This is a genomic window from Actinokineospora lacus (assembly GCF_053813445.1).
In genome coordinates this window covers 258787-278790 of sequence record NZ_JBQERA010000008.1, presented here as the reverse complement: position 1 = coordinate 278790, position 20004 = coordinate 258787, and the positions used below count along the sequence as shown (strand labels likewise).

General features: G+C 71.1%; 22 protein-coding genes. 9 read left to right on the top strand and 13 right to left on the bottom strand.

The window, feature by feature from the left end:
• Positions 1–285: 285 nt before the first annotated feature.
• Entirely contained in the window at positions 286–1149 is an 864-nt protein-coding gene (locus tag ACTG9Q_RS21695) for a helix-turn-helix domain-containing protein (protein ID WP_455574666.1), read from the top strand.
• A 15-nt stretch (positions 1150–1164) separates the two neighbouring features.
• Complete coding sequence (locus tag ACTG9Q_RS21690; protein WP_455574665.1) at positions 1165–1368, top strand: DUF397 domain-containing protein; 204 nt, start codon at positions 1165–1167, stop codon at positions 1366–1368.
• A 56-nt stretch (positions 1369–1424) separates the two neighbouring features.
• Here the strand turns inward: ACTG9Q_RS21690 and ACTG9Q_RS21685 are convergent, their stop codons facing one another.
• The 9 genes from ACTG9Q_RS21685 to ACTG9Q_RS21645 all read right to left on the bottom strand — a co-directional run bounded on the left by ACTG9Q_RS21685 (position 1425) and on the right by ACTG9Q_RS21645 (position 9800).
• The gene (locus tag ACTG9Q_RS21685) at positions 1425–2777 is read right to left on the bottom strand and encodes a dicarboxylate/amino acid:cation symporter (RefSeq protein WP_455574664.1); all 1353 of its coding nucleotides are present in this window, start codon (positions 2775–2777) and stop codon (positions 1425–1427) included.
• Between the two features lie 45 nt (positions 2778–2822).
• Positions 2823–2906 (bottom strand): putative leader peptide, encoded by an 84-nt coding sequence (locus tag ACTG9Q_RS21680; RefSeq protein WP_455574767.1) that lies wholly within the window; start codon positions 2904–2906, stop codon positions 2823–2825.
• A 151-nt stretch (positions 2907–3057) separates the two neighbouring features.
• Positions 3058–3666 (bottom strand): Maf family protein, encoded by a 609-nt coding sequence (locus tag ACTG9Q_RS21675; protein WP_455574663.1) that lies wholly within the window; start codon positions 3664–3666, stop codon positions 3058–3060.
• A 146-nt stretch (positions 3667–3812) separates the two neighbouring features.
• Complete coding sequence (locus ACTG9Q_RS21670) at positions 3813–5477, bottom strand: CocE/NonD family hydrolase (protein ID WP_455574662.1); 1665 nt, start codon at positions 5475–5477, stop codon at positions 3813–3815.
• Positions 5477–7057, bottom strand: coding sequence for a DHA2 family efflux MFS transporter permease subunit (locus ACTG9Q_RS21665; protein ID WP_455574661.1), 1581 nt, complete (start codon positions 7055–7057; stop codon positions 5477–5479). The genes ACTG9Q_RS21670 and ACTG9Q_RS21665 overlap by 1 nt, the downstream gene beginning before the upstream one ends.
• Before the next feature lie 32 nt (positions 7058–7089).
• Positions 7090–7293: an acyl-CoA carboxylase subunit epsilon gene (locus ACTG9Q_RS21660; protein WP_455574660.1), complete on the bottom strand. Its 204-nt coding sequence runs from the start codon at positions 7291–7293 to the stop codon at positions 7090–7092.
• The gene (locus ACTG9Q_RS21655) at positions 7290–8927 is read right to left on the bottom strand and encodes an acyl-CoA carboxylase subunit beta (protein WP_455574659.1); all 1638 of its coding nucleotides are present in this window, start codon (positions 8925–8927) and stop codon (positions 7290–7292) included. Before ACTG9Q_RS21655 ends, ACTG9Q_RS21660 begins: the two co-directional genes overlap by 4 nt.
• Before the next feature lie 70 nt (positions 8928–8997).
• Positions 8998–9192, bottom strand: coding sequence for a hypothetical protein (locus tag ACTG9Q_RS21650; RefSeq protein WP_455574658.1), 195 nt, complete (start codon positions 9190–9192; stop codon positions 8998–9000).
• An 8-nt stretch (positions 9193–9200) separates the two neighbouring features.
• Entirely contained in the window at positions 9201–9800 is a 600-nt protein-coding gene (locus ACTG9Q_RS21645; protein ID WP_455574657.1) for a hypothetical protein, read from the bottom strand.
• Here ACTG9Q_RS21645 and ACTG9Q_RS21640 point away from each other — a divergent pair.
• The 5 genes from ACTG9Q_RS21640 to ACTG9Q_RS21620 all read left to right on the top strand — a co-directional run bounded on the left by ACTG9Q_RS21640 (position 9794) and on the right by ACTG9Q_RS21620 (position 13437).
• On the top strand, positions 9794–10291 hold the full coding sequence (locus ACTG9Q_RS21640) for a TetR/AcrR family transcriptional regulator C-terminal domain-containing protein (RefSeq protein ID WP_455574656.1): 498 nt from the start codon (positions 9794–9796) through the stop codon (positions 10289–10291). The two genes, ACTG9Q_RS21645 and ACTG9Q_RS21640, sit on opposite strands and share 7 nt — an antisense overlap.
• A complete protein-coding gene (locus ACTG9Q_RS21635) occupies positions 10267–11016 on the top strand; it encodes a hypothetical protein (protein ID WP_455574655.1) in 750 nt (249 codons plus the stop codon). The genes ACTG9Q_RS21640 and ACTG9Q_RS21635 overlap by 25 nt, the downstream gene beginning before the upstream one ends.
• A gap of 86 nt (positions 11017–11102) precedes the next feature.
• Positions 11103–11924 (top strand): biotin--[acetyl-CoA-carboxylase] ligase, encoded by an 822-nt coding sequence (locus ACTG9Q_RS21630; RefSeq protein WP_455574766.1) that lies wholly within the window; start codon positions 11103–11105, stop codon positions 11922–11924.
• Positions 11925–11986: 62 nt separating this feature from the next.
• The gene (locus ACTG9Q_RS21625) at positions 11987–12496 is read left to right on the top strand and encodes a PH domain-containing protein (RefSeq protein WP_455574654.1); all 510 of its coding nucleotides are present in this window, start codon (positions 11987–11989) and stop codon (positions 12494–12496) included.
• Positions 12496–13437, top strand: a complete 942-nt coding sequence (locus ACTG9Q_RS21620) for a hydroxymethylglutaryl-CoA lyase (protein WP_455574653.1) — start codon at positions 12496–12498, stop codon at positions 13435–13437. The genes ACTG9Q_RS21625 and ACTG9Q_RS21620 overlap by 1 nt, the downstream gene beginning before the upstream one ends.
• Here the strand turns inward: ACTG9Q_RS21620 and ACTG9Q_RS21615 are convergent.
• On the bottom strand, positions 13386–13985 hold the full coding sequence (locus ACTG9Q_RS21615) for a TetR/AcrR family transcriptional regulator (protein ID WP_455574652.1): 600 nt from the start codon (positions 13983–13985) through the stop codon (positions 13386–13388). The two genes, ACTG9Q_RS21620 and ACTG9Q_RS21615, sit on opposite strands and share 52 nt — an antisense overlap.
• An 81-nt stretch (positions 13986–14066) precedes the next feature.
• Between ACTG9Q_RS21615 and ACTG9Q_RS21610 the strand changes: the two genes are divergently transcribed.
• Positions 14067–15206, top strand: a complete 1140-nt coding sequence (locus ACTG9Q_RS21610; RefSeq protein ID WP_455574651.1) for a cytochrome P450 — start codon at positions 14067–14069, stop codon at positions 15204–15206.
• Positions 15207–15341: 135 nt separating this feature from the next.
• On the opposite strand, the gene ACTG9Q_RS21605 is transcribed toward ACTG9Q_RS21610, so the two are convergent.
• The gene (locus ACTG9Q_RS21605) at positions 15342–15911 is read right to left on the bottom strand and encodes an AMIN-like domain-containing (lipo)protein (RefSeq protein ID WP_455574650.1); all 570 of its coding nucleotides are present in this window, start codon (positions 15909–15911) and stop codon (positions 15342–15344) included.
• Between the two features lie 77 nt (positions 15912–15988).
• On the bottom strand, positions 15989–16453 hold the full coding sequence (locus tag ACTG9Q_RS21600) for a gamma-glutamylcyclotransferase family protein (protein WP_455574649.1): 465 nt from the start codon (positions 16451–16453) through the stop codon (positions 15989–15991).
• A 160-nt stretch (positions 16454–16613) separates the two neighbouring features.
• On the opposite strand from ACTG9Q_RS21600, the gene ACTG9Q_RS21595 reads away from it, so the two are divergent.
• Positions 16614–18017: an NAD(P)H-quinone dehydrogenase gene (locus ACTG9Q_RS21595; protein WP_455574648.1), complete on the top strand. Its 1404-nt coding sequence runs from the start codon at positions 16614–16616 to the stop codon at positions 18015–18017.
• A 461-nt stretch (positions 18018–18478) separates the two neighbouring features.
• Here ACTG9Q_RS21595 and glpK read toward each other — a convergent pair whose 3' ends face one another.
• Positions 18479–19993 (bottom strand): glycerol kinase GlpK, encoded by a 1515-nt coding sequence (gene glpK / locus ACTG9Q_RS21590; protein WP_455574647.1) that lies wholly within the window; start codon positions 19991–19993, stop codon positions 18479–18481.
• Positions 19994–20004 lie beyond the last annotated feature (11 nt).

Below are 20004 nucleotides of genomic sequence, written 5' to 3'. Positions count from 1 at the left end.
GTCGGTCGCCGCACTGATGAGGCGGTTGAGCCCAGCCTCACTGGCCACGATCTGCACGTCGTGCTGCCGACCACCGAGGGTGAGCTCGGCCTCGCCGGAAGTCGTGTCATGGGCGATGGCGCACTCGCCGTCAATGCGAAGCCAAGCGCTGGTCTGAAAGCCGTAGTAGGACACGATCGAGTCCTTCCAGTCGGAGAGTAGCCACTCAACTGCGGAGCGCTGCTAATATCACCACCTTATTCCTTCACAGGAAGATGCACTTGCATCTACCTACAGGTTCACCCGATGGAGCGCATAGTGGCGACAGGACAGCGACGGACTGCCGACCGCATCCAGGTCGGAGCCACGGTCAAGCGGATGCGACTCGAATCCGGGGTCAGCCGAGAGCAGGCAGCGGAACTGCTGGGATGCACGATCACAACGATTGGCAACATCGAACTGGGGCGCACCAAGATCAGCCACGGTGATCTCAAACTGCTGCTCCAGCTCTACCGCGTCCCGGAGGATCAAGCCGACGACCTCATCGAGGTCAACCGCGCCGCTCGCCGAGCCCTGGTCAGAGTGCCCGGCGGAGCCGACATCCAGCCGCACCAGCGAAGGGCGGCCGACCTGATCAACTCCGCGTGCGCCTTGCGCTACTACAGCCCAGAGGTCTTCCCCGGCGTCCTACAGGAGGAGAGCTACGCGCGAGCGGTGATGGCCCCCACCGGTCACACCGACGACGTCTTGGAGACTCGCCTGAAGTTCCGACTGAGCCTGGCGAGCACGCTGACCCGCGATGATCCTCCACCGCTGCGATTGTCTGTCGTTGTAGGGGAAGCGGCTCTGCGCAAGAACATCGGCGGCCCCACAGTGATGCGGCGCCAGCTACGCCATGTCGCCACCCTGTGCCGGACCCACCCGAACATCACCATCCAGGTGCTGCCGTTCCAGGCACGCGAACACGAACTCATCGGCGCCACCTTGACGATTTACACCTTCGACTCGGCGATCCCGGAGATCGCCAGTGCGGACACGACCATCGGCGAGCAGTTCTTCGACCGAGACGCGGCCGTGGTCGAAGCCATCACGAAGTTCGACGACGTGCGAATGAAGGCGCTCGACCCGTTGACGAGCGTTGATATGTTGGAGGAACTCACCGGTCGCTAGTGAAGCGAGTCTCCGATGCCTCTCCAGTCCCATGTGTGGACCAAGTTCTCGTCCAACGGCAACAACTGCGTCGAAGTCATGCTGACCGACACCGAAGTCCTTATCCGCAACTCCAACCGGCCCGACGCCGGAACGATCGGGTTCACCTTCGCCGAATGGGACGCCCACACCCGAGGCCAGAAGCAGGGCGTGTTCGACCTGCCGACCGGTCTCGTCTGAGTCCACACGCGACAAAGGCCGCCCGGGAAAGGGGCGGCCTTTGTCGTTCTGCGCGATCAGGCGGGGACCGGGGTGCGGTCTCGGGTCTCGTCCAGGAGTGGGGGGTTGCTGGGGGTGTGCAGGACCTCGTCGTCCAAGAGGCCCTCGCCTCGGGCCACCAGGACCGGGACGGTGATCTGGCCCGCGACGTTCGTCGCCGTGCGGATCATGTCCAGGATGGGGTCGATGCCGAAGACGATGGCGAGGCCGGTGGCGATCATCTCCGGGGGCATGCCGATGGTGCTCAGGGTGAGGGTCAGCATGGTGAACCAGCCCGTCGTCCCGGCGGTGGCGATGGAACCGAACACGGCGACGGCGATGATGCCGACGTACTGCCACACGCTGAGCTGGTAGCCGAACAGGTTCGCGATGAAGATCGTCGCGATGGCCGGGTACAGCGCGGCGCAGCCGTCCATCTTCGTGGTCGTGCCCAGGGGCACCGCGAAGCCCGCGTAGCCGGGCTCCACACCCAGGTTCACCGCCGTCTGACGGCTCAGCGGCAGCGTCGCGCCCGAGGAGCGCGAGACGAAGGCGAACTGCAGCGCCGTCCACGCCTTGGCGAAGAACGTCAGCGGGCTGATCCCCCCGACGAACCGCAGCAGCACCGGGTACACCACGAACAGCACCAGCGCGGCGGCGACGTACACCGACACGATCAGCGACAGCAGCGGGGTGACGAACTCGTTGCCGTAGGTGGCGAAGGCGTTGCCGATGAGGCCGAGCACGCCCAGCGGCGCCAGCAGGATGATCCAGCCGAGCAGCTTCTGGATGATGTCGAACACCGAGCGGTTGAACGAGACGAACGGCGCGGCCCTGTCCCCGAGGGCGAACGTCGCGATGCCGACCAGCACAGCGACGAACACGACCTGCAGGATCTCGCCCTCGGCGAAGGCGGAGACGATGTTGCTGGGCACCAGGCCGGTCAGCACCGTCAGCCAGTCACCCTGCGAGCGCTCGGCCAGCTTCTCGACCGTGCCCTCCCCCGGCACGACAGTGACGCCCTTGCCCGCGCCGCTGATCAGCCCCACGGCGATGCCGATGAGCACCGCGATCAGCGAGGTGATCCCGAACCACATCACCGTCTTGCCGCCGAGCCGCGTCGCCGTCCGCGCGCCGCCGAGGCCGCGCAGGCTGGTGAACCCGACCACGATCGCGGTGAAGACCAGCGGGATCACGGTGAACTGCAGCAAGGAGGTGAAGATCGAGCCGATGGTGTCGAGGGCGGTGACCAGCCACTCGGCCTCGGTCGCCTTGGCGATGATGCCGAGCACGGCGCCGATGACGAGACCGGCCAGGACGGCGAGGCCGAAGTAGAGGGTCCGCCGGTTGCCGGATCGCGGCGGAGCGGAAGCGGGCGCGTCTGTAGACATGTCGAAACTCCAGGGGAAGGTGCGAGGCCGGACTGCGGGCAGGGTTCAGCGCGGACAGAGCGAGCTGGCCTGCCGCCGCAAGTCGACGTGCAGGCGCTCGGTCAGCGCGATGACACGAAAGGACCTCATCACCTGCATCAAACCAGCCGACCCCCGAATTGCTTCCCCGCCAAACGGGTGACGACCCTCACCCACCGTGCCCGCTATCCAGCCCGGACAGACCCTCACCACGCCCGCAGCACCACCAGGAGGCCGAGCCCGATCACCCCGAACGAAACCGTCAGCGCGTCCAGAACGACGTGACCGACACGCCCAGTCCGCCCAGCAGCCGCCGCACCAGGGGCAGGCTGATGCCGATGACGCTCGACGGGTCGCCCTCGACGCCGTCGATGAACCAGCCGCCCAGGGCGTCCAGGGTGAAGGCGCCCGCGACCTGCAGGGGCTCGCCCGTGGCGATGTAGGTGTCGATCTCCTCCGGCGTCGGCCTGCCGAACCGGATCACCGTTCGCTCGGTGCCGGTGACCGCTGCGGTGACCTCCCCGCCGACGACGCGCAGCAGGGCGTGGCCGGTCAGCAGCTCGCCGACCCCGCCCGCCATGCGTGCCCACCGCTCGCGCGCGATCTCCGGCGTGGCGGGCTTGCCGACCAGCTCGCCGCCGAAGTGGAGCATCGAGTCGCAGCCGATGACCAGGGCGTCGGCGAACTCCGCCGCCACCGCGCGGGCCTTGGCCTCGGCCAGCGCGCTGACCACCGCGTCCGGCTTGGGGTCGGGCAGCGCGGCGGCGACCGCGTCCTCGTCCACCCCCGACACCCGCACCAGCGGGTCGGTGCCCGCCGCGCGCAGGACACCGAGGCGGGCGGGGGACTGGGAGGCGAGTACGAGCTGCACGGTGCCGCAGCCTAGTGCCCCGACCCCAGAACCTTCACCACGTCTCGACGCGCCCGGCCGCGTTGCCGGGACGTCTCCGCACAACCAGTACGACGACATCCCGGAGCCACGCCCGACACCGGACAAGGCTCTGGGCCGGACACCAGTCACCGTGGCAGCCGGAGCCCCAGCCCGTCGACCACCGGCAGCCGCACGACGGTCCCGGCCAGGTCCACGGTGAGCCGGGCGTCCGGGCCCGCCATGAGCACGTCGCGGTCGGTGCCGCCGATGACCAGGCCCACCCGGTGCCCCCGGGGGATGACCGCGTCGACCGCGTCCAGGGTCAGGGTCAGCGGGCCGTCGACGGCCGCCCACCCGCCCGCCAGGACGGTGTGGGGGACGGGGATGGTCGCCGTGGCGGTGTCGAGGTAGCAGGCGCTGTCGGCGGGAGTGCTCTGCCCCCAGCACGATCGGGTGATCCCGGTGACGATGCCCTCGTCCACGGGGTCGCGGATGGTGGCGGGGCCGTAGGCGACCAGGTACGCCGACACGCGGGCGCCGGGGCGGTCCGCGCGGACGGCGAGGCGCAGCTCGGGCACGCCCGAGAGCCGGGTGTCGGCCTCCAGCGGCGGCGTCCGGAAGACCAGGCTGGCCGGGCCGGACTCGCCGACCCACTCCCCCACCCAGCCCTGGTCGTCGTCGAAGGACGCCGTCGACGGCGGGGCGGGCTCCCCCAGCGACCCGTCGGGCCGGGGGCTCAGGGCCACGGTGGCCGTCGCGGCGGGCCAGGCCGGGTGCTCGGTCCAGACGTCCGGGGCGTGCTCGATCGACGCGCCCGAGGGGACGTCGTTGGGCACGCCGAGCAGGTAGTGGTCGAACCACTGGTGCAGCGCGGCCACCCACTCCGCGCGGCGGAAGTCGAACGGGTCGGCGTGGCCCGTCTGGGACAGCCAGACCCGCCGGGGAACCGTGAGCGACGGCCACCACTGTCCGAAGTGGAGCGACCGGACATTGGTCTCCGCCAAGCCGTGCACGGCGAACACGCTCGCGCGCACCGACGCGGCGGACGGCCGGTAGTCGCGCTCCCGCCAGACCGGGGCGTCGGGGTCGAGCGGCGGCGCGGCCAGTCCGGGGTACGAGCAGCTCACGCTCTCCACCTCGGCCGCGAGCGCCGCCGGTGTGCCGCTGTCCAACGCCGCGCCGTTCGCGCGGTAGTAGTCGTACCAGGAGGAGATGGCGCCGATCGGCACGATCGTGCGCAGCCCCTCGACGCCCGTGCCCGCCACGCCGATGGCGATGGTGCCGTCCCACGACTTGCCGATCATGCCGACGTCGCCGGTGGTCCAGGTCGGCCCCGCGGTTTCCGGGCCCGCGACCGAGGTGTACCCGGTGGCGCGGCCGTTGAGCCAGTCGATCACCGAGCGGGCCGCGCCGATCTCGCCGGGACCGCCGACGTCGAGGCAGCCGGTGGAGCGACCGGTGCCGGGCAGGTCGACGTGGACCACGGCGTAGCCGCGCGGGACGAAGTAGTTGTCCAGGAACAGCGGGAAGACGGTGGGCGCGCCGTCGACGTCGTAGGACTTCTTCTGGTGCTCGTTGCCCCGCCCGAGCGTCGTGTTGTACGGGCTGGCCACCATGATCACCGGGACCCGGCGGGCGGTCCGCGGCCGGATGACGTCGGCGGCCACCCGCGCCTGGCCGGTGTCGACCCAGACGGTGTGGCGCACGGCGTCGGCGTAGTCGTGGATGGGCGTGCTCACCGGGGGGACCGGGCGCCCGGGCAGGACCGCGAAGACCACGGCCACCACGGCGAGCACGGCCCGGCCCAGCACTACGGCCGCCGCTGCGGCACCGGTGTGCGCAGGCCCGCCGCGCAGAGCATCCCCAGCACCAGCACGACCACCGGCAGCACCAGCGTGGCCTTGGCGGCGTTGGTGAAACCGAGGTCGAAGGCGCTGGTGGCCAGCTCCCTGACCCGCTCGGCGATGCTGGGCGACCAGTCCGACGGCACCTCGGGCCCCTCGCCGCCGAACTGGCTGGCGGTGTTGGCCGCCGCGCTGATGCGGCGCACGAACTCGTCGGCGTAGCTCGGTGGCAGCAGCTCGGCGTACTCGCGCGCGGCTTGGGGCACCGTGAAGCTGAGCCCGACCTGCAGCAGCACCCCGGTGGACGCGCTGCCCAGGACGCCGCCGATCTGGCGGGACGTGTTGAACACCCCCGACGCCGCGCCGATCAGGTGCGAGGGCAGCCCGAAGGTGGCCACGGCGGTCAGCGGCGAGAACACCAGCCCGATCCCGACCCCGGCCAGGACCAGGCCGGGGACCAGGGTCACCGGGTCGGTGTCCGGTTCGGCGAGCACCGCGAGCACGATGACGCCCACGGCCAGCCCGCCGAGCCCGCCCATGACCAGCGGCGGCGCGCCGACCCGCCCGACCCAGCGCCCGGCGGCGATGGCCGCGATCCCGGCGCCGACGGCCATCGGCGCGCACAGCAGGCTGGAGGCGAGCGGGTCGAGCCCGAGGACGGTCTGCACGTAGATCACCAGCGGCAGGAACATGCCGGTCGTGGCGAACCCGAGCGCGGCGTGGGTCATGTTCGCGAATCCAAAAGTAGGATTGTTGAACAATCCTACGGGCACCAGCGGCTCCTCCCGCATCCGCCGCTGGTACACGATGAACCCGCCGAGCAGCAGGAGCCCGGCCCCGATCACGTGCAGCACACCGACCGGCCCGACGACCCGCCCCCAGTGGTAGTGCTGCCCGTTCTGCAGCCCGAAGATCAGCGCGGCCATCCCCGCCGACGCCAGCACCGCGCCGAGCGTGTCGAAGCGCACCCGCCCGGTGGGCCGCCAGTCCGGCAGCATCACCGCGCCGACGGCCAGCCCGGCCAGCCCGATCGGCAGGTTCAGCAGGAAGATCCACTCCCACCCGGCGTGCTGCACCAGCAGCCCGCCGACCACCGGCCCGGCGATGGTGGCCACGCCGGACACCGCGCCCCAGACCGCGATCGGCACCGCCCGCTTCTCCGCCGGGAACAGCCGGGTGATGAACGCCAGCGTCTGCGGCGTCATCAGCGCCGCCCCCAGCCCCTGCACCGCCCGCGCGGCGATCAGCGACGGCGCCGAGTCCGCCAGCGCGCACCACAGCGACGCGGCCAGGAACACCGCGAGCCCGACCAGCAGCACCCGCTTGGGCCCGAACCGGTCGCCGAGCCTGCCGGTGAGCAGCAGCGGGACGGTGTTGGCCAGCAGGTAGACGCTGTTGACCCAGATGACCTGGTTCAGCGTGGCGTCGAGGTCGGTGAGGATCGCCGGGACGGCGACGGTGACGATGGTCGAGTCGAGCATGACCATGAAGAAGCACGCGCACAGGGCGGCCAGCCCGAGCCACGGCCGCTCCGTCCTGCCCCTCATGCCCGCCTCCCGTTTCGGGGGAAGCGTAGAGGTCAGTGCGGCAGTCCCGACGCCCGCCAGGCACCCGGCCCGTGGTCGAGCGGGCGGCGGATCTGGCCGGTGCGCGCCGACCACACCGACCCGGCGGGCTGGTCCCCGCCGGGCGCGGCGGCGGCGAGCACGACGACGGTCAGCGCGGCCAGCTCGGCGGGGTCCGGGTTGCCGCGCACGACCTTCAGCAGGGGTTCACTGGTCACAGTGGGATGTTCCCATGCTTCTTGGGCGGCAGGGACTCCCGCTTGTCACTGAGCATCCTCAGAGCACGCGCGACGTAGCCGCGGGTGTGGGAGGGCGGGATCACCGAGTCGACGTACCCGCGCTCGGCGGCGACGTAGGGGTTGAGGAGGGTGTCCTCGTACTCCTGGTCCAGCTTGGCTCGCAGCGCGGCGACGTCCTCGCCCGCCTCCAGTGCCGCCTGCAGCGTGCGGCGGTGCAGGATGTTCGACGCCCCGGAGGCGCCCATGACCGCGATCTGCGCGGTGGGCCAGGCCAGGTTGACGTCGGCGCCGAGGTGCTTGGAGCCCATCACGTCGTACGCCCCGCCGTACGCCTTGCGGGTGATCACCGTGACCAGGGGGACCGTCGCCTCGGCGTAGGCGTAGATCAGCTTCGCGCCGCGCCGGATGATGCCGCCGAACTCCTGGTCGGTCCCGGGCAGGAAGCCGGGCACGTCCACAAAGGTCAGCACCGGGATGTTGAACGCGTCGCAGGTGCGCACGAACCGCGCGGCCTTCTCCGAGGCGTCGATGTCCAGGCAGCCCGCGAACTGGGTCGGCTGGTTGGCGACCACGCCGACGCTGCGCCCCTCGACCCGCCCGAACCCGACGATGATGTTGGGCGCGAACAGCGGGTGCACCTCAAGGAACTCGCCCTCGTCGACGACCCGGGTGATGACCTCGTGCATGTCGTAGGGCTGGTTGGCCGAGTCCGGGATGAGCGTGTCCAGCTCGCTGTCGGACTCCTGCACGTTCCCCGCGACCGAGCCGTCCTCCACGAACCCGGGGAACACCGGGGCGTCGGAGAGGTTGTTCGACGGCAAGAAGGACAGCAGCTCCTTGACGTAGGAGATGGCGTCCTCCTCGTCGGCGCCCATGTAGTGCGCGACGCCGGACTTGGTGTTGTGGGTGCGCGCGCCGCCCAGCTCCTCCAGCGTCACCTCCTCGCCGGTGACGGTCTTGACCACGTCCGGGCCGGTGATGAACATCTGCGAGGTCTTGTCGACCATCACGATGAAGTCGGTCAGCGCCGGGGAGTACACGTGCCCGCCCGCGTTCGCGCCCATGATCAGCGAGATCTGCGGGACGACGCCCGAGGCGCGCACGTTGCGGGTGAAGATCTCCCCGTAGAGGCCCAGGGAGACGACCCCCTCCTGGATGCGCGCGCCGCCGCCCTCGTTGATCCCCACGATCGGGCGGCCGGTCTTGATCGCCAGGTCCATCACCTTGACGATCTTCTCGCCGTACACCTGGCCGAGCGACCCGCCGAAGACGGTCACGTCCTGGCTGAACACGCACACCGGACGGCCGTCGACGGTCCCGTAGCCGGTCACCACGCCGTCGCCGTAGGGCCGGTTCTTCTCCAGCCCGAAGTTGGTCGAGCGGTGCCGCGCCAGCTCGTCGAGCTCGACGAACGAGCCCTCGTCGAGCAGCAGGTCGATCCGCTCCCTGGCGGTCATCTTGCCCTTGGCGTGCTGCTTCTCCACCGCGCGGGCCGAGCCCGCGTGCACGGCCTCGTCGTAGCGGCGGTACAGGTCCGCCAGCTTGCCCGCCGTGGTGTGGAGGTCGGGCTCCCCCGACGGCACCTGCCCGATCGGCTCGGTCGCGCTGCTCATGGATGGACACCCTAGCGACGCCCTGCTCAACCGGCGCTCAGGCGTATCTCACATCACGACCGAGCCCGGTTCACGCCGCCGAGACGACCTGGATCTCATCGCTCCGAAACGTCGGCGTGAACGGCTCGTCGGCACCCTCGATCTGAAGCTTCACCGTAACCCTGACCACCGATCCCACCTTGCTGACCCTGGTGACGACAGCCTCAAGATCGTGAATCCCGAAGGGCACGAGGACCCGGCTACCGACCCGGATGTCTTCAGCCATCACGTCTCCTAGTACCACGGTTCGACCCCCACGATGTCGTGGAGGTGTGCCTTACAGACAGTGTCCATCCCCTCGGCGAGGGAGTCCAACGCGTCACGCCACCGACAGGCCGTCGCGAGGGTGAGGGGCCATCCGGCGGCCTCAACCTCCTGGATCTTGGCGCTGTCATCGTGGGCGATGCCGTTCCGGGCCATGTTCAACATGGTCAGCTGGGCATTCCACGCCTGCACCTGCGTCGGGAACCTGACCTTGAGGTCCAGCCACAACTGGACGCCAAGCCTGCCGAAGTCCGTGCCGAGGCTGCCGGGACTGGCGTTCCCCGAGTCCAAGCGACGGTTGAACTGCAAGTTGTAGCTGACGAGGATGAACCGGAGCCGGGGATCGGCCTTGCTCGCCGCGCTCATGAGCATCTCGATGCAGTCGTCGTGCAAGTCCCGCGAGAACCCTTGGAACTCCGCAGCTAGCCGCAGCAGGATCGCGTGGTCGAGTTCGTCGGTCTCCATCGTGCGTCCGTGGGTGTCCGCGCTGATCAGGTCGTGCGCGGCGAATAGTCGGTCAAGGCGTTTGGAGCGGTCCGCGCTCCACTTCGCCAGCGCTTGCGATGTCACATGGTGATTCTATTTTCACAGAGCGTCACCCGATCGAGATACCTTGCCCCTCCATCATCGCGGCGCGTAGGCGGGTGGCGAAGGCGGTGGTCCTCCAGGAAGCCAAGTGGCCGCCGGGGAACATCACCGGGTTCTGCCCCAGGGCTGTGACCAGGGACCTGGAGACGCGGCCGCAGAGTTTGGCCGGTGGAGGTCTCGCCGAGTGGTTTCGGGCGCTCGGTGAGCGCGGGCTGTTGCGGGTGCCCTACCCGGCGCTGGCCGCCCAGCACTTCAACTGGCTGGTCCTGTCGGTCCCCCTGCACAAGGCGATGACCTGCCCATCGACGAGTCCCTGTTCAGCGAGCCCGAACTCCACCACCACGCCGACGCCGCCGTCTTCCTGGCCGCATACGGGAAACCCGGCAAGCCGCCGAACGGCAACAGTCAGTAGTAAATTGGACGCGTTCCGTCACAGGAAGGCGTCCCCGTGGGCCTCGTACTGCGAAAGCTGATCGAACTCATCCTGCCCAAGCTCGTCAAACGCATCGGCAGCCGGGTCGTGTACTGGGCGTTCGGGATCTGCACCGGGATCATCACCTGGCTGTTCGTCGTGCCCAACGGGCCGTTCGGGCTGGCCATGGCGCTGGGCCCGCTGCTGCTGGTGTGGCGGACCGCGCGCGCCGGGCTCAACGGCGTCGGGCCGATCACCTTCGGCATGGCCCTGTCGATGACGCTGTTCCCCGCGTTCTTCCTCGGCCTGTACCGGTCCGACGACTCGATGCCATCGGGGTTCGTGCTGGCGGGATTCCTGACCTTCCTGGTCTGGGTGGCCACCTTCCCCGCCGTGCTGGACCACCTCGACCGCGCTCACCTGCGCCGCGGGCCCGGGATGGCGGACCTGCCGCCCGGCCCGAACCCCGCCGCGGCCGCCCGCCTGCTCGTGGTCCGCCTGTGGATGGCGACGGTGATCATGCTGGTGGTCGGGGAGGGGTTCGCCGCGCTGATCTGCCTCTTCGCGCTGGCCTACCACGCGCGGTGGTCCGCGGCCCTGGCCGCGCTGGCCTGCCTGGTGATCCCCCTGCTGTCCTTCGAGTACGGCGACCTCGTCTGGGACGCCGACCTCCTCGCCGTCGCCGCCGCCCTCGTCGCGGCCGACCAGTGGCGCGCGGCGGCGGTGAACCCGGACTGGCGGGGCGGGCTGCTCGGCTCGATGCGCCGTCGCCCCCGCCTGGCTTGACCTCCACCGCGCTGGAGGTCGCAGACTGGGCGGCGCCCGGCACGCCGTTCCGCTCCGACCGGCCTGCCGGGCCACCGCCCTCTAGTCTGGCCACCATGGCCGCTCTCGACGCCGACGCCCTGCGCGCCGCCCTGGTCGACCCCGCCGGGGCGTACGCCGCCCTCGACGTCGTCGCGACGACCGGGTCCACCAACGCCGACCTGCTCGCCCGCGCGGGCGAGGCCGCCGACCGCACCGTGCTCATCGCCGAGGAGCAGACCGAGGGGCGGGGCAGGCGGGCGCGGCAGTGGGTCTCGCCGCCGGAGTCCGGGATCTACCTGAGCGTGCTGCTGCGCCCCGAAGGGGTGCCGACCGCCAAGCTCGGCACCCTGTCGCTGGTCGCGGGCGTCGCGCTGCTCAGGGCCGCCCGCCACGCCGGGGTGATGGCCGCGCTGAAGTGGCCCAACGACCTGCTCGCGGGCGCGTCGATGGCCAAGTGCGCCGGGGTGCTCGCCGAGGTCGCCGCGGGCGAGCCGCCCGCCGTCGTCGTCGGCATCGGGCTCAACGTCGGGCGGCTGCCCGCCGCGGTCCCCGCCGGGCCGGGCGGGCTGCCCGCGACCTCGCTGGCCGAGGAGGGCGGGCACGGCGACCGCGCCGAGGTGGCCGTCGCCCTGCTGCGCTGCTTCGCCGAGGTGGAGCGCTCCTGGCGCGGCCGCGGCGGCGACCTGGTCACCTCCGGGCTGCTCGCCGAGTACCGCGCCAACTGCGCGACCCTGGGCCAGCGCGTGCGCGTCGAGCTGCCGGGGGACACCGCGCGCCAGGGGCTGGCCGTCGAGGTCGACCCGGACGGCCAGCTCGTCGTCGACGTGGACGGGACCGCCCGCACGGTGTCCGCGGGCGACGTCGTCCACCTGCGCCCTCTGCCCTGATCCGGGGGCCGGGTCCGAGCGGTACGGTTGTCCTGTCAAGGCGCTGATACGGAGGGACCACCGTGGCCTACCCCGATGACCTGCTCAGCGACGGCGAGCGCGTTGTGCTGCACAAGCACCCGCACTGGAAGATGCTGCTGGTGCCGTACCTGGCCCTGCTGGTCGTGCTCGGCGCGGGTGTCTGGGGCGCGATCCTCGTCCAGGACCTCACCTGGGTCACCATCGCCTGGATCATCATTGGCGTCCTGGCGCTCGCCCTGGTCGTGTGGCTGTTCCTGGTGCCGTTCGTGCGCTGGCGCACCACGCACTTCATCGTCACCACCGATCGGGTGATGGCGCGCGAGGGTGTGATCAACCGCACCGGCATCGACATCCCGCTCTCCCGGATCAGCAGCGTGCGCTTCGAGCACGGCCTGGTCGACCGGATCGTCGGCTGCGGCACGCTGATCATCGAGTCCAGCTCGCAGGAGCCGCTGGAGTTCGACGACATCCCCAACGTGGAGCGGGTGCACACCCTGCTGTACCGCGAGGTGAACGACAACCCGAACGACGACTTCAGCAGGCAGCTCTGATGGGTTCGCGTGAAGTCGGCCTGCCCCAGCGCGTCCCGGCCGACGGCCTGCCCGCCCGCGTCACCGTCTGGGAGGTCGGCGCGCGCGACGGCCTGCAGAACGAGTCCGCCGTGGTGCCCGTCGACGTCAAGGTCGAGTTCCTGGCCCGGCTGGCCGACGCGGGCCTGCGGACGCTGGAGGCGACCAGCTTCGTGCACCCGAAGTGGGTGCCACAGCTGGCCGACGCCACCGAAGTCCTCTCCCGACTGTCCCCCGTGGACGGTGTGCGCTACCCGGTCCTGGTCCCCAACGACCGCGGCCTCGACCGCGCGCTGGACGCGGGCGTGCGGCACATCGCGATCTTCGGCAGCGCCACGGAGTCCTTCGCCCGGCGCAACCTCAACCGGTCGCTGGACGAGCAGTTCGCCATGTTCGAGCCGGTGGTGGCCCGCGCGGTGGCCGAGGGCCTCGACGTCCGCGCCTACGTCTCGATGTGCTTCGGCGACCCGTGGGAGGGCCCGGTCGAGCCCGCGCAGGTCGCCGCGGTGGGCGCGCGGCTGATGGCGATGGGCTGCTCGCAGCTGTCCCTGGGCGACACCATCGGCGTGGCCACGCCGGGCCACGTCGAGGCGGTCATCGGCGCGGTCACCGCCGTCGACGTGCCGGTCTCCTCGGTCGCCGTGCACTTCCACGACACCTACGGCCAGGCGCTGTCGAACACCCTGGCCGCCCTGCGCCTCGGGGTGACCACAGTGGACTCCTCAGCAGGCGGGCTCGGCGGCTGCCCGTACGCGGAGTCGGCCACCGGCAACCTCGCCACCGAGGACCTGGTCTGGATGCTCGACGGCCTCGGCGTCGAGACCGGCGTGAACCTCGACAAGCTCGCCGACACCAGCCTCTGGATGGCCGGTCACCTCGGCCGCCCCAGCCCCTCCCGCGTGGTCCGCGCGCTGCGGGGCTGAGCCGCCGCCCGCACGACCCCGTCGATGACGAGCCCGACACGCAGCGCGGCCTGCTCCGGGTCGGGCTGACCGGCGTCGAGCCAGGCGATCACCGCTTCCAGCACGGCCACCGGCAGCAGCCGGGCCGCCCAGTCGCGCAACTCCGCGTCCGGCACCACCTCGGCGAGGTGCCGCGCGGTGATCTCTACCGACGCCGACCGCAGCGTGTCCACCACGTCGCGGAACTCCGGCTCCCGCGCGGCGTGGCGGAACAGCAGCCGGAACCCGTCCGGGTCGGCCGAGGCCGCGCGCAGCAGCGCCGCGATGCTGTGCTCGTCGAAGGCATCGGAGCCGACCGCCTCATCGAGGCGGACCCGCGCCCGCTCCAGGACGGCCCGGTACATCTCCGACTTCGACTCGAAGTGCCGGTAGAGGATCACCTGCGTCACGCCCGCCTCGGCGGCGACGTCGGCGAGGCCGGTGGCGGCGAACCCGGTCCGCGCGAACGCCCGCGTGGCCGCGTCCAGCAACTGGGCCCGCCGCTGGGCCCGCGGCATCCGCTCCGCCATCGGCAGACCTCCCTTGTACAAGTCGGACTATACAAGTATCTTCGGACTTGTATATCCATGACTAAACATACGGAGACCGCCATGACCCTCCAGCTGCCCTTACGCCATTCACACCCTTTCGAGGTCGCCCCGGAACTCCTGGCCCGCCCGGTCCACCGGGTGCGCACCGCCGTCGGCCACGACGCCTGGCTGGTCACCGGCTACGCCCAGGTCCGCGCCCTGCTGACCGACGACCGCCTCGGCCGCTCCCACCCGGCCCCGGACACCGCCGCCCGCTCCGGTGACTCCGCCCTGTTCGGCGGCCCCCTGGGCAACTACGACACCGAGCGGACCGACCACGCCCGGATGCGCGCGCTCCTGCAACCGCACTTCTCCGCCAGGCACATGCGCGCCCTGCGCCCCCGCGTGGAAGCCCTCACCACCGAGCTGCTCGACGAGCTGACCCCGCCCGCGGACCTGCACACCGCCCTGGCCCTCCCCCTGCCCCTCCTGGTGATCTGCGAACTCCTCGGCGTCCCCTACGACGACCGCGCCCGGTTCCGGGCCTGGACCGACGCCGTCGCCGACACCGGAGACCGGGCCCGTTCCGAGCAGGGCATGTCCGAGCTGTACCAGTACTGCCTGGAACTGGTGTCCCGCAAGCGGTCCGACCCCGGCGACGACGTCATCTCCCGCCTGTGCGCGACCGACGGCGTCAGCGATCCCGAGGCGGCGGGGCTGACCCTGGCCGTCCTGTTCGCCGGGCACGAGACCACCGTCGTCCACATCGGACTCGGCGCGCTGCTCCTGCTCACCAACCCGGCGCGGCGCCAAGCCGTGCTGGACAACCCCGACCTGCTCCCCAACACCGTCGAGGAACTCCTGCGGGCCCAGGGCGCCGTGGGCACCGGAATCCCCCGCTACGCCCGGACCGACCTGGAGGTCGACGGCGTCGCCATCCCCGCGGGCGCACTGGTCCTGCTGGACACCAACGCCGCCAACCACGACCCCGCGGTCTTCCCCGACCACATCGATGTCGTCACGGCCCACCCCCACCTGGCCTTCGGCCACGGCCCCCGCTACTGCGTCGGCGCCCCGTTGGCCCGTGTCGAGCTGCGGGCCGTGTTCTCCCAGCTGATCCCCCGCTTCCCCACCATGCGCCTGGCGGTCCCGATGGCGGACCTCGACTTCCGCCACGGCACCCTCACCGGCGGCCTGACCGGACTGCCGGTGACGTGGTGAGCACCTGGGGCACGAACACCTGGGGGCACGAGCACATCGGGCACGAGCACATCGGGCACGGCGAAGCTGCCCGGAGCAGGGCCCCGGGCAGCTTTCCAACCGGCTGATGGACTGGCTGACAGACTGGCCTGCGAACTACGACCAGCGGTGGGCCACGTCGATGATGAGGCGCGAGCCGCCGTCGGCGGAGTCCAGGACGAACGCCCGGAACGGCAGCTGGGCGCGCACGCCCAGCCCGATGGTCGACTCACCCTCGAACGACCCGGCCCACGCGACCTGGCGGAAGGTGTCCCACCCGGCGACGTTCACCAGCTCGCTGCGGTTGGCCGGGTTGTAGGTCGACCTGCCCGCGTCGTCATAGGCGGGGGCATCGACGGTGACCTGGAGCTTGGCCCCACCGCGCAGCGGCACGACGTTGCCGGAGCCGCTCATCCTCACCTGCGGGACGTACTGGACGTGGTAGCCGTCCGCGCCCCCCGCGCGGATGTCGATCACCAGCCGGTCCCAGCACTGGTGGCGGCCTGCCCGGACGTCGACCAGCGCGGCGACCTCAGTGCGCACCGCCGACTTGGGCAGCGACCCCCAGGAAATGCCGCAGTAGCCCTGTGTCGCGGTGGCCGACGACGTGCCGAGCACCGACAGGGTCGCGGCCGCGCCGATGGCCGCCAGCGTGGCGACGGCGCGTCTGGCCCAGGTACCTCGCATCGAAATCCCCTCCCTTGGATCAAAAAACCCGTGACTGCTGTCACATAAGGGAGGACGCCCAACCGGGGGTGAGGTTGTCAGCTCGTGGGCGCGGGCCCGATTCCGTTGCACGGTCGTGTCCGAAGATCAGCCACGTAGTCCGCGGGCGCCCCGGCGGCCTCGGCCGCGTCGGCGATCACGCCGAGGTAGCGCGCCGACGGCAGGCCGCCCTCGTAGTCGTTGAGCACGTACAGCCAGGCCAGCACCGAGCCCTCCATCGTCTGCACGCGCAGCCGGATCTTGGAGTGGAAGCCCATCTCGGCGCCCTCCCACTGGTCCAAGTGGGTCTCGTCGTCGTCCTGCACGTCGTAGAGCACGGCGAACACCTGGTCGTCGGGGTCCTCGACGATGGTGGAGAGCGCACCCTCCCACCCGAGGTCCTCACCACCGAAGGTCAGGCGCCAGCCGACCAGCCACCCGGCTCCCACCATGGGCGAGTGCGGGGCACGCTTCATCATCTGGGCCGGGTCCATGTTCGACCCATAGGCGGCGTAGAGCGGCACGCGGGACAGCCTAGCGGCGCGGAGCGGTGAGGGCAGGCGGGCGCGCGGGTTGGCGTTCGCCGAGCGCGGACAGCCGCATAGGGTGTCCGCGGACGTACCGACGTGCGCGGACGGCTGAACAGGGAGTCTCCGCGGACGTACTAGCGAGTGGAGGCACCCCTTGACCAGCATCGTGATCATGGGTGGTGGACCGGCGGGCTACGAGGCCGCGCTGGTCGCCGCGCAGCACGGGGCCCAGGTCACCGTGGTCGAGCGCGACGGCGTCGGCGGCGCGTGCGTGCTCTACGACTGCGTGCCGTCGAAGACGTTCATCGCCTCGGCGGGGGCCCGGTCGGCCTTCCGCGACGCGGACGAACTGGGCATCGGCACCGACGACGTCGACTCCACCGTGCACCTGCCGGTCGTGCGCGGGCGGGTCAAGGGCCTGGCGCTGGCCCAGTCCGCCGACATCCGCAACCGGCTGCAGCGCGAGGGCATCCGGGTGGTCCCCGGCGTGGCGAGGTTCTGCGACGACCGGGCGGGCATGGCCGCGCACCGGATCGCGGTGACCACGCTGGGCGGGGACACCGAGGTGCTCGACGCCGACGTCGTGCTCATCGCCACCGGCGCCACCCCGAGGGTCATCCCGGGCGCGGAGCCCGACGGCGAGCGGGTGCTGGACTGGCGCCAGATCTACGACCTGGAGGAACTGCCCGAGCACCTGGTGGTGGTCGGCTCCGGGGTGACCGGGGCGGAGTTCGCCTCGGCGTTCATCGAGATGGGCGTCAAGGTCACGGTGATCTCCAGCCGCGACCGGGTCCTGCCGCACGAGGACGCCGACGCCGCGGTGGTGCTGGAGGACGTCTTCGCCGAGCGCGGCACGACGCTGGTCAAGCACGCCCGCGCCGAGCGCATCGACCGCGACCGCGACGGCGTCGTCGTGCACCTCAAGGGCGGGGAGACCGTCCACGCCAGCCACGCGTTGATGACGGTCGGCTCGGTGCCCAACACCACCGACATCGGTCTGGAGCGCGTCGGCATCGAGCTCGGCGCGGGCGGGTTCATCGCCGTGGACCGGGTCTCGCGCACGGGCGTGCCGGGCATCTACGCCGCGGGCGACTGCACCGGCGTGCTGATGCTGGCGTCGGTGGCCGCGATGCAGGGCCGCATCGCCATGTGGCACGCCCTCGGCCAGGGCGTGGCCCCCATCAAGCTCAAGACGGTCGCCGCGAACGTGTTCACCCACCCGGAGATCGCCACCGTCGGCATCAGCCAGCAGGCCATCGACTCCGGCACCGTGCCCGCGCGCACGATCATGCTGCCGCTGGCGACCAACGCGCGGGCGAAGATGGAGGGCCTGCGCCGCGGCTTCGTCAAGCTGTTCTGCCGCCCGGCGACGGGCGTGGTCATCGGCGGGGTGATCGTGGCGCCCAGCGCCAGCGAGCTGATCCTGCCGATCGCCCTGGCGGTGCAGAACCAGCTCACCGTCGACGACCTGGCGCTGACGTTCTCGGTGTACCCGTCGCTGTCGGGGTCGATCACCGAGGCGGGCCGCCGCCTGATGCGCCACGACGACCTCGACTGAGTTCACCCGTTCAGGAGGGAGCGGGCGGCGCCGCGGCGCGGGAGAGGCACGCTCAGCGTGATCATGGGGTCGCGAGTGCGGGTGAACGCGCCCAATTCCCTTCCACCGATTCAACCGAGCCGGTACCTCTAAAGAACCAATTCGTCACGGAGGCGGCCATGTCTCGTCGCAACGAGTGCCCCGAATGCCTGGGTTCGGGCCTGGCGCCCAACCGCCGCGACTTCTGCCGCCGCTGCGGCGGGCTCGGCCAGGTCCCCCGACTGCGCCCGAGCTGAGCCGGTCAGCCAGGTCCGGGCAGCCAGCCAGGTCCAGCCAACCAGGTCAGGACAGCCGGTCCGGGCAGCCGGGTCCGGGCAGCCAGTCCCGGCAGCCAGGTCCGGGCAGCCAGCCCCAGGCAGCCAGGTCCGGGCAGAGCGACGCCCCCGCACGACGCGGTTGCGGGGGCGCCGCGGCGAGGGTGGTCAGTCCTCGTCATCCACCCAGTCGAAGGTGCGGGTCACCGCCTTCTTCCACTTGCGGTACGTCCGGTCCCGCTCGTCGTCGGAGAGGTCGGGCGTCCACTCCTTGTCCTGGGCCCAGTTCGCGCGGATGTCGTCCTCGCCCTCCCAGAAGCCCACGGCGAGACCGGCCGCGTAGGCCGCCCCCAGCGCGGTCGTCTCCGCCACGACCGGGCGGATCACCGGGACGCCCAGGATGTCGGCCTGGAACTGCATCAACAGCTCGTTGGCGACCATGCCCCCGTCGACCTTCAGCGCCGTCAGGGGCACGCCGGAGTCGGCGTTCATGGCGTCGATGACCTCGCGGGTCTGGAAGGCGGTGGCCTCCAGGACCGCGCGCGCCAGGTGGCCCTTGTTGACGAAACGGGTCAGCCCGACGATCGCGCCGCGGGCGTCGGAGCGCCAGTACGGGGCGAACAGCCCGGAGAAGGCGGGGACGAAGTAGCAGCCGCCGTTGTCCTCCACCGTGCGGGCGTGCTGCTCGATCTCGGCGGCCTCGCTGATCATGCCGAGGTTGTCCCTGATCCACTGCACCAGCGAGCCGGTGACCGCGATCGAGCCCTCCAGGGCGTAGACCGGGGCGGCGTCGCCGATCTTGTAGCAGACCGTGGTGAGCAGGCCGTTCTCGCTCATCACCTGTTCGGTCCCGGTGTTGAGCAGCACGAAGTTGCCGGTGCCGTAGGTGTTCTTGGCCTCCCCCGGCGACAGGCACGCCTGGCCGAAGGTGGCCGCCTGCTGGTCGCCGAGGATTCCGGCGATCGGCACGCCCGCCAGCGCGCCCCTGGCCCGCACCCGGCCGTACTCCTCCGAGGAGGAGCGGATCTCGGGCAGCATCGACAGCGGAACGCCCATCTCCTCGGCGATGCCGGCGTCCCAGTCCAGCGTGGACAGGTCCATCAGCAGGGTGCGCGAGGCGTTGGTCGGGTCGGTGACGTGGACGCCGCCGTCCACCCCGCCGGTCATGTTCCACAGCAGCCAGGTGTCCATGTTGCCGAACAGCAGGTCCCCGGCCTCCGCCCGCGCCCGCGCGCCGTCCACATTGTCCAGAATCCAGCGGATCTTGGGCCCGGAGAAGTAGGTCGCCAGCGGCAGCCCGGTGCGCGCCCGGTAGCGCTCCTGGCCGTCGCCGAGCTCGCCCAGCGCGGTGGCGATGCGGTCGGTCCTGGTGTCCTGCCAGACGATCGCGTTGTAGACCGGCTCGCCGGTCCTGCGGTCCCACACCACCGCCGTCTCGCGCTGGTTGGTGATCCCGACCGCGACGATGTCGGAGACGTCGAGGTCGGCCTTGGCCAGCGCGCCCGCGGCCACGGCCCTGGTGTTCTCCCACACCTCGGCCGGGTCGTGCTCGACCCAGCCCGCGCGCGGGAAGATCTGCCGGTGCTCGCGCTGGTCGACCGCCACGACCTCGCCCGCGTGCGAGAAGATCATGCACCGGGTGGACGTCGTGCCCTGGTCGACCGCAGCCACGTACTTCGTCATCTGTGCGCCTT

What these genes read in the sequence shown, in the direction of transcription:
- ACTG9Q_RS21695 (WP_455574666.1), top strand. Translation starts at nt 286, where the DNA reads ATGGAGCGCATAGTGGCGACAGGACAGCGACGGACTGCCGACCGCATC.
- ACTG9Q_RS21690 (WP_455574665.1), top strand. Translation starts at nt 1,165, where the DNA reads ATGCCTCTCCAGTCCCATGTGTGGACCAAGTTCTCGTCCAACGGCAAC.
- ACTG9Q_RS21685 (WP_455574664.1), bottom strand. Translation starts at nt 2,777, where the DNA reads ATGTCTACAGACGCGCCCGCTTCCGCTCCGCCGCGATCCGGCAACCGG.
- ACTG9Q_RS21680 (WP_455574767.1), bottom strand. Translation starts at nt 2,906, where the DNA reads ATGAGGTCCTTTCGTGTCATCGCGCTGACCGAGCGCCTGCACGTCGAC.
- ACTG9Q_RS21665 (WP_455574661.1), bottom strand. Translation starts at nt 7,057, where the DNA reads ATGAGGGGCAGGACGGAGCGGCCGTGGCTCGGGCTGGCCGCCCTGTGC.
- ACTG9Q_RS21655 (WP_455574659.1), bottom strand. Translation starts at nt 8,927, where the DNA reads ATGAGCAGCGCGACCGAGCCGATCGGGCAGGTGCCGTCGGGGGAGCCC.
- ACTG9Q_RS21650 (WP_455574658.1), bottom strand. Translation starts at nt 9,192, where the DNA reads ATGGCTGAAGACATCCGGGTCGGTAGCCGGGTCCTCGTGCCCTTCGGG.
- ACTG9Q_RS21640 (WP_455574656.1), top strand. Translation starts at nt 9,794, where the DNA reads ATGTCACATGGTGATTCTATTTTCACAGAGCGTCACCCGATCGAGATA.
- ACTG9Q_RS21620 (WP_455574653.1), top strand. Translation starts at nt 12,496, where the DNA reads ATGGGTTCGCGTGAAGTCGGCCTGCCCCAGCGCGTCCCGGCCGACGGC.
- ACTG9Q_RS21615 (WP_455574652.1), bottom strand. Translation starts at nt 13,985, where the DNA reads ATGGCGGAGCGGATGCCGCGGGCCCAGCGGCGGGCCCAGTTGCTGGAC.
- ACTG9Q_RS21610 (WP_455574651.1), top strand. Translation starts at nt 14,067, where the DNA reads ATGACCCTCCAGCTGCCCTTACGCCATTCACACCCTTTCGAGGTCGCC.
- ACTG9Q_RS21605 (WP_455574650.1), bottom strand. Translation starts at nt 15,911, where the DNA reads ATGCGAGGTACCTGGGCCAGACGCGCCGTCGCCACGCTGGCGGCCATC.
- glpK (WP_455574647.1), bottom strand. Translation starts at nt 19,993, where the DNA reads ATGACGAAGTACGTGGCTGCGGTCGACCAGGGCACGACGTCCACCCGG.